At 53.7% G+C, this 8,102-nt stretch carries 4 protein-coding genes; all 4 read right to left on the bottom strand.

All coding sequences use genetic code 11. The features are described 5' to 3' along the window. Positions 1-1,455: 1,455 nt before the first annotated feature. Positions 1,456-3,204, bottom strand: coding sequence for an ABC transporter ATP-binding protein (locus tag VFO10_RS02570; protein WP_325137109.1), 1,749 nt, complete (start codon positions 3,202-3,204; stop codon positions 1,456-1,458). Next, the gene (locus VFO10_RS02565; RefSeq protein ID WP_325137108.1) at positions 3,201-5,480 is read right to left on the bottom strand and encodes a DUF5060 domain-containing protein; all 2,280 of its coding nucleotides are present in this window, start codon (positions 5,478-5,480) and stop codon (positions 3,201-3,203) included. Before VFO10_RS02565 ends, VFO10_RS02570 begins: the two co-directional genes overlap by 4 nt. Before the next feature lies 1 nt (position 5,481). After that, positions 5,482-6,081, bottom strand: coding sequence for a hypothetical protein (locus VFO10_RS02560; RefSeq protein ID WP_325137107.1), 600 nt, complete (start codon positions 6,079-6,081; stop codon positions 5,482-5,484). A 9-nt stretch (positions 6,082-6,090) separates the two neighbouring features. Next, on the bottom strand, positions 6,091-8,102 hold a 2,012-nt coding region (locus VFO10_RS02555), incomplete at its 5' end, for a beta-mannosidase (RefSeq protein ID WP_325137106.1).

Here is an 8,102-nt window from a genome sequence, read left to right as displayed (position 1 = left end):
GTCAGGAAGGGCTGCCAATCGCTGAATTCCCGGGGGAAGATGCTGCAAAGGAAGATCAGCCAAGGCCAACTGACCCAACGAGATTCCTACTAAAAAAATAGTCATACGGAAACTTAAAACGCGGAATAGCGACATGAGTTAAGCCTTTCATCTGAACTGCCTGAGCAAATTTTGCCAAAAGCTAGCACAGAGCCAGGCTTCTGCGAAGCGGAACTTTTTTGCCAGGTGTGGACAAGACGCTTGCCATCCTTAATGAGACCTACCGCATCAGGATGTAAGAGAAGCTCCCCAAGCCCCGTCCGCTATGCCTTAGCGATTGTACTCAGAGTCGTTGAGTTCCCTCATGCTTTGAATCTCGCAGAACGTTTCGTCGCCTGGAGCACGTGGGCCTTTGGCCCGCCGCGACTTACCCGTGGCTCCACGCCCATTATCAGAGAGAAACAAAACATCCCTCTTTCAATTACTATATCAATGAAAGCCTGATCGCGGCCGGCGGTGATCCCCTAGGCACGCTCGATTTATACCAGGTGTATGGCTATCCTGAATGGTCGGATGTAGTGTTGAACATGTTCAAGTATTCCAAGAAGTATTGGCTCCCTGGCCGCCTGAAGTATTCCGTATCCGGTCGCTGACGACCCTTAATCGATTCGAGCAGGGAACAGCGGAATCGCCTTTCTTTGCGCTTATGGGATCACAACGACTTCACCATCGTAGGAGTACGTTACCCGCTGATCGGCGCCCAGGAGCGAGCCTGACTGCTCACATTGCATGAAAAGGATTCTGTTTTCGAATTGCTTGCTGAGATCTTTGCTCCAATCCTGGCAAGCCTTTTCATTCAAGTCCGAATTTCTAAACTTACTGGTATATCGTTTCACCAGTCGCGGCTGCTTAAACTCCACAGCGGCTTGAACAAAGCCATAGCAGGTCGATAAAGCGCGGAAATTGCATTTCCAGGTCGGCTTGACCTTGCATTCTATGCTTTTTATGTCCGAAAATGCCCTTTGAATCCTACAGGCCCACTCTTCGCAACGGGCTTGTGCTTGGGGAATCGAGGTTTTTGGCGTCGGATGGCCCTGCTCCATTTTGGTTTCATAAGGAAAATGAAACTCAGCATATCGGGTTTGTTTACTCGTAGCGTGGCCCGCCGCAGCCAGCTCCCCGAGCTGCAGTAGGATAAACCACGCAACGTTAGGCAGACTGAGTCTCATGACGATCCTTATTTTGAGCCCCTAAGGCACTTACTGGCAAAACTGCAATTTAAGAAGCAGGCTAAACTGAAATGTAGCCTGGGGTGGAAATCCAACTGCCGTAAGCTTGAATGCCCAATCCTGCTCCCAGCCAGAAGGAATTGATCCAGGAAGTCCGGACTCAGCTATGGATGGGGTTTACATAGCATATCAAAATCTGCAACCAACCCCAACTCAGCAGCTCTTTGGGACCTGAGTAAGCGGTTTCCTAACTCACAGCCGCAGCTGCGCGTTCGGAACCAGCAGCAAACTGCGAGTAGAACGCCGAGGTATGCAAAAGCTCCTCATGAGTCCCTCGCGCCACCACACGCCCTTCATCCATGATGAGAATCTGATCGCAGCCAACGATAGTCGGGCTGCGGTGGGATACGATGAAGGTCGTGCGGCCGACCATAAGGCGACGGAGGGTTTTCTGGAGCCGGTCTTCGAGGGTCACATCCAGGGCGGAGGTGGCTTCGTCGAGGACCAGGATGCGGGGGTTGCGGATGAGAGCACGGGCCAGGGCGAGGCGTTGTTTTTGCCCGCCGCTGAGGCGAATGCCGTCTTCGCCGAGCATGGCCTGGAGGCCGCCTGGGAGGGCGGAGACGAAGCCCCAGGCCTCGGCTTCGCGAAGGGCCTCTATGACTTCGGTTTCTGTGGCGCCGGGTTTGCCGTAGGCAACGTTTTCGAAGATGGTGCCGGTGACAAGGGCGATGTCTTGTGTGACGACGCCGATGTGTTGTCGATAGTCGCGGAGGTTGAGGGAGCTGAGGTTGAAGCCATCAAGGAGGATCTGACCGCGTTGAGGCTTGAGGAAGCCTAAAACCAAGGCTAAAAGTGTGCTCTTTCCGCAGCCACTCGGTCCAACAACGGCGATGGCCTGCCCGGGGACTATCGAGAAGTTGATATCATGCACAGCATCCGACACACTTTCTGGATAGCGGAAGGAGACATTCCGAAATTCAATATGCCCATGCGTATGCGGCAAGGGCTGGCCCGCGTCTTCATATGCGACAGGCAGGGTCAGGAGTTCATCCAGGGAACGAGACGACTCCCGCATCTGCGAGAGCAAAGGCAAAGTACCGATCAATCCCATAAAAGAGCCGCTGATTGAGGCAAAGAAGGAATTAAACATCACAATATCACCGACGCTGATACTCCCTTTCACACAGAGCCAAATGGAAAGCAGAAGGAACAGCACCTGAACAAGAGTAAAACTGACAAAACTAGCCGCCCCCATCCGTTCCGCAGCAAAATCAAACTTCTGCCCCACACGGTAAACATCATTAATCCGCGGCTTCAGCTGAGCCATCGCATAGGCTTCCAATCCATGCGCTTTCGTGATGGTATTCAAACTGATTTGATTATGCAGGCTGGTCGACATGGTCTCAAAGCTCAGCCGATAATCTGCTGAAATCGCCTGCATGTTCTTCAGAAAATGCATCCGCAGGAAAACAGCCAAAGGAATGGACGCGACAAACACCCAAAGTGCCTCCGGCGCGCGCCAGAGTATACTGAATAGAATAATAAGGAGAGACATCCCCGTGGACAGTATCTGATTCAAAAACACCTTGGGAAACTGCTCGATCATCTCCACATCACGGATCGCCTTCGCATAGAGCTTCCCCTCGCGAAAGCGAGCCTGCTGCAAAAACCCCAGATCATGAATCCGTTGGCAAACCTGCAGCCGCAGATCCAGACTCACCCCACGCGACAGACGGCTTTGCAGCTGCACCGATTTTAAAGCCGTCGGATAGTTAATCAGCACCAAAGCAATCTGAAGACCACCCAAACCCAAGGCCCAATTCCAGCGGTTCGGATCATTGGAACTCGCAATATCAATGAGCCTAGCCATGATAATCGGCGAGATCCACACGCAGGAGGATTTCAAAATGAAAAACAGCGTCATCCCCACAAAGCTTTTGGCATGTGGTCGATAGATCCGCCAATACCATGCTTCGGGGGCTTTGTCGTTCATGGGGTTCCTGCCAGGCTTGAGGGATCCTTCGTCCGGATCACTTTAAACGCGATATCGTTCTTAAAATCAGGCAGCGTCAGATACAGGCGACCTTCACGCGACTTCATATCCGCCTTGCCAATCACCGTGCCCTTGATGGTGTCCCAGTATTCAACGGCAAAAAAACCATCCTTGGGAATCTCGACCTTGAACTGGATCTTACTCCAATCCTTGGGCGACCCGCCATCGGCAGCCTGAAACGCTCGGCTATCCGCAACCCAGCCGAGCATCAGATCGGTGCTGCGAAGACCCTGGAAAACAAGCTTTTCATCAAGTCCGAGACGCCGCTGAATCACCCATTCTTCACGGACAGTCTGCCAGTCCTTGCCGCGACGATCAATTCCATCCAGATAATTCGCAAGGGCCTTCCAATGATAATAAAGATCGTTGGGAGCAATGTGCGTATTCCACCACCAGGGCATGGCGTTGCCGCCGGTCGGCTGCATGGCCTGCGACCAGATCCCGGCATGCAGGAAGATGCCTTTTTTATCGGCATCATCCACGCCATCCGCCGAATTCCCGCCGAATTCCGCGAAGAAAAAGGGTTTATTGAAATGTCGGAAGCGTTCGACAACCGCCTGCATGGTCTTCACAACCCGCTTTTGATAGGCATGATACTGCGTGTAATCAATGGTCGGCAGCTCGTAAGTCTTTTTATTATAATAATCATAATAGGAGGTCGTGATCATATGCTTATGCGGATCCATCGACTTCAGCCAGGCGCTCATGTCCTTGAGCCAGGCCGTTTCTTTCTCCGGCTCAAAGTTATCGCTGAAATTGATCTCATTGAAAAATTCCCAGGCCATCACCTGCGGACTAAAGCCCCAGCGCGCCACGATATAGCGCAGCCGCCTTTTATAAAGCTCACGCGCCTTGGGATCGGTCCAGAAATCGTCAGCCTTGGCCAACAGCCCGCCGTTCGACTTATTATAGGGGTTATTCATCCACTCCGGGTTCACCTTGCTGCTGAAGGCCCCATGAAAATCAAAGACCAGCTGCAGATAGATTCCATTCTGCGCCGCCAGGTCCAGCAGTCGATCCAAACGCTCGGCATTCACAAGGTTATAGTTGCCAAGCCCGCGGAAAAAGCCCATCTCCTTCCACTCAAGGCCGAAACTCCAGTTGGACATCCAAACCCGCGACCAGTTCTGACCCGTCTGGCCCATCGCGGCAAAAATTTTCTTATAATTTTCATCCGAATCCCAACCCACGTTCTGGCCCAGCGGATAATAAAAACTCCCGTCATCAAAACTGAAGTAATGAGGATCCTTGGCATCAACGCGCAAAAAACCTTTAAAGGGCGCATTATCCACAGTAAAACGCTGCAAGCCGGACTCGGTAGTCCCGCGCGCGTTTTTCACCAATACTTTGAACGTCCAGGCCCCGGCTTCATCCGGCGTGATGCGCAGCTTCCATACACCATCAGTGACGGGATCCTTCAGGTTCACATCGCCTTTCGCCAAAAACCCTGGCATACGCAGCTGACGTCCACTCGGAGAGTTGAAGACCCCATCCACCGCAATCTCATCCGGATCAAAGGGGTTGTGATATAGGCTGTCAAAATTTAAAGTCACTTCGTATTTGGTACCGACCTTGACCGTGGCAGGAGCATCCATAACTTTCAGCTTCCCCGGGGCCCCACGAGGGCTTGATCTTTGCCGCAGAAGGACGAGGCTATTGCCCCATTCATTCACGCGGACATTATCCAGCCAGATCTTCCCTTCACGGATATCACCCGAATAAAAAACGAAGAAGGCGTTGCCGATCGCCGCACCTTTTTTGATGGCGGTTTTGTATTCCCAGTTCGACGAGGCCGCTTTGAATTTAGGCGCCAGCAGATCCACACGGACATTGCGATTCAGACCTGCCTGAAGCTTAACTTTTGGCGTTTCATAGTATTCATCCGCTTCCACGGCCATGGCCATTTCAATCGGTTTCCCGAGGCCATTGAAGATATCGACCTCCACGGCCTTCAGATTCTCGGGACGGCCGCTGAATCCGCGCCTGAGAAACAAACCCTTATTGTCCGGCTTTTTGTTATTGGGATCGAGCTTCACCTCCAGCGACTTCTGTCCCTGGGTTGCATGCTCGGTGCTGAGGCTGAGCTGAGCCCCATCCCCCCACTCTTTCACTTCCCAAACGAGCGTGTCTTCGAATCCATCGACCAGATCCGCGGCCTTTGCTTGAAAGCTGCTGCCCAGGAGCATCCCCAGGACTATCCAAAGAGTATGGCGCATACTATCGGGCCCTCTCTGTCGGCATTTCTATGGTAATGGGAACGGCGTCGCGCGTTTTGTCCTTGCTCAAAGCCGCCCCGTAAAGACAAATCCCATTCCGAAAACGAGCCTTGTCCTTCACGGCGAACCGGAGAATATTCTGCTCTCCGGGTTTCAGATTCAAACTCTGAAGACGGGCCGGATCCTCGACCTTCCATTCATAGACCTGGCCTTCCGTATCGTCGGGCACAACCGTCTGCGTTCCGATGTCAACACCGTTCACCAGCAGCGTGACCTCGCTTTTTTCTTCGGGTTTGCCGACCGTATTCGATTCCGCGCTCATACGGGCGCGCACAATAAAAGAGGACGGAGGCTGATCCAGGCCGCGGAAACGGTAATCATAATAGCCCGCGCCTTTGCCACCATACTGATGCTCAAAGGTCGTGCCGCCATCATAAAAACCGAAGTACTCCCAGTTCGCATCGCTGAAGTTGGCGACATCCAGCACCTGCCGGCGCGGATCCGGTGGCGGGAGGTGTTCGTTCACCACCGCCGGACCTTTCAGAAGACACGAAGGCAGAAGCACCCAAAAACCGGCCAGAATCAGACTTCCGTACCTCATATCAGAGCCTCATTCGTAAGAGTCGAAAAGGGAGCGGGCCCGCAGTTGCTCCAAAAGCTCACCCTGCGTAATCGCAGCCTGAGCCACGGTAATCACCCGGCTTTGACCGGCATCCAGATCGAAGTAGTTGTCCGAGAAGACGACATCATCCCGGATCAGATCGAGTTCCACGAACTTCGCAAAGCAGCTGCCCGCCGTGACGTGGATTTCCCAAACGCCTTGGCCTTCGCGAATCTCGGTCTTGAGTTCGGGAGCCTCCAGGTTCAGCTGCTTATAAGGAACAAAGGTCGCCGTGGTGAAGCGCTCGCTCTGATCCTTGGGATCGTGATACGACACCGAAAGGTAGCGATCACGGGCCAGGTGCCCCGCCACCTCCTGACTGAAGTCGAGTTTTTCCAAAAGCGTATTGCTGAGAGGCGCGCATTCCACCATGCGTTCACCCGATTTCACGACTTCGCCTTTCAAGGTCATGAGCTTCCACTTCAATGTCCCATGAGTCGGCTGCAGACGATCGTTCGTGAGGTGAATCTCGGCCGCGTCACGGGTTTCCTTGATGGAAACCAGGACCGGATCATAGCAGCGCTTCGCTCCGTAATGCATGGCCTTCCAGCGGCCGAAATAATCCACCGAAGACCACGAAGCCGTGGGCCAGTTGTCATTCAGCTGCCAGTAGGTGGTCCCCATGCAGCGGCCACGGTTTTGCCTGAGATGCTCGACCGCATAGCGCAGAGCTTCCGATTGGCTGCACTGCGAGGTGTAGACGATGCTTTCGAAATCCTTCGGATAGCGATAGTAATCAGCGATGAAGTGGAAGATCTTGCTGTTGCCGTTATCACTCTCATTCCGCTGGTGATCTTCCATCACCGGGCTGAAGATATTGCGGTCTTCAGGCGCTGTGTAGCTGCGGATGGTCTTGATGTTCGGGAAACTCTGGAAACCGAATTCCGAAAGGAAGCGGTAGCAGTTTTTCCGGAATTCCGTGTAATTCTTCCGGCCGTGCCAGACGTTCCAGTCATGCACGTCGCCACGCGTGTAATCGTTGGGATTATCGAAGTGTCCGCCCGATGAAGGCGAAGCGGGCCAGTAGTCGATCTCGGGGCAAACTTCAGCGACCAGAGCGGGGAACAGCACTTCATACTGCTTGATATACTCGACCCGGTTTTCCTTGGTCTTCGGGAAATCCCACTGCTCGAAGGCCCATTCCATTTCGTTGTTGCCGCAGATCAGGGCCAGTGAGGCATGGTTCCGCATGCGGTGCAGGGCATCGCGGACTTCATGCGTGATGTTATCGAAGAACTGCGGATTATGGATGTCATAGATGGAGCAGGAGAACATAAGATCCTGCCAGATCATGATGCCGAGTTCATCACAGATATCAAAGAAGCTGTCGTTCGGATAAATCCCACCGCCCCAGACGCGCAGGCAGTTGAAATGCGCATCGACGCAGGTTTGCAGAAGCTTCCGCGTGGACGCCGGGGTCACCCGGTTCAGGTATACGTCCTCGGGGATATAGTTCGCGCCCTTGGCAAAGATCGCCACGCCGTTGCAATTGAACTGAAAGCTTTCTCCCCATTCATCCGGCTTACGCTCCAGCTTGAGCGTGCGAAGCCCGACGCGCTGGGTCACGCTATGAAGGACCTTGCCGTCTTCAAGGAGTTTCGCTTCAACCGTATAAAGCGGCTGCTCACCATAGCCATTCGGCCACCAGAGCTGCGGCGCATCAATGCGAATATCGCCGCTTCCGCCGGCCGGCAGCGTGTGACTCGTCTTCTGGCCCTTGGGATCCGTCAGAGTCACTTCCAGCTGACGCTGAGCCTCCGTCCAACTTTCCACCTGGGATGCCAGCGACAGAGTCACCGCGTTCTTCGCGTGGGTCTGCGTCACATGCAGATCAGAAATCCGCGCCTTTTCATACCGAACCAAACGAATATCGCGATAGATGCCCGTATCGGGAATCTGCGGACCCCAGTCCCAGCCGAAGGAGCAGAACATCTTGCGGATATGGTTGGCGCCGATAAGCG

The organism is Oligoflexus sp. (assembly GCF_035712445.1).
Taxonomy (GTDB): Bacteria; Bdellovibrionota_B; Oligoflexia; order Oligoflexales; family Oligoflexaceae; genus Oligoflexus.
This window is presented reverse-complemented; position numbering and strand designations above follow the sequence as displayed.

Excerpts from the sequence above, each read along its gene's own strand:
- VFO10_RS02570 (WP_325137109.1), bottom strand. The coding sequence starts at position 3,204 with ATGAACGACAAAGCCCCCGAAGCATGGTATTGGCGGATCTATCGACCA.
- VFO10_RS02565 (WP_325137108.1), bottom strand. The coding sequence starts at position 5,480 with ATGCGCCATACTCTTTGGATAGTCCTGGGGATGCTCCTGGGCAGCAGC.
- VFO10_RS02560 (WP_325137107.1), bottom strand. The coding sequence starts at position 6,081 with ATGAGGTACGGAAGTCTGATTCTGGCCGGTTTTTGGGTGCTTCTGCCT.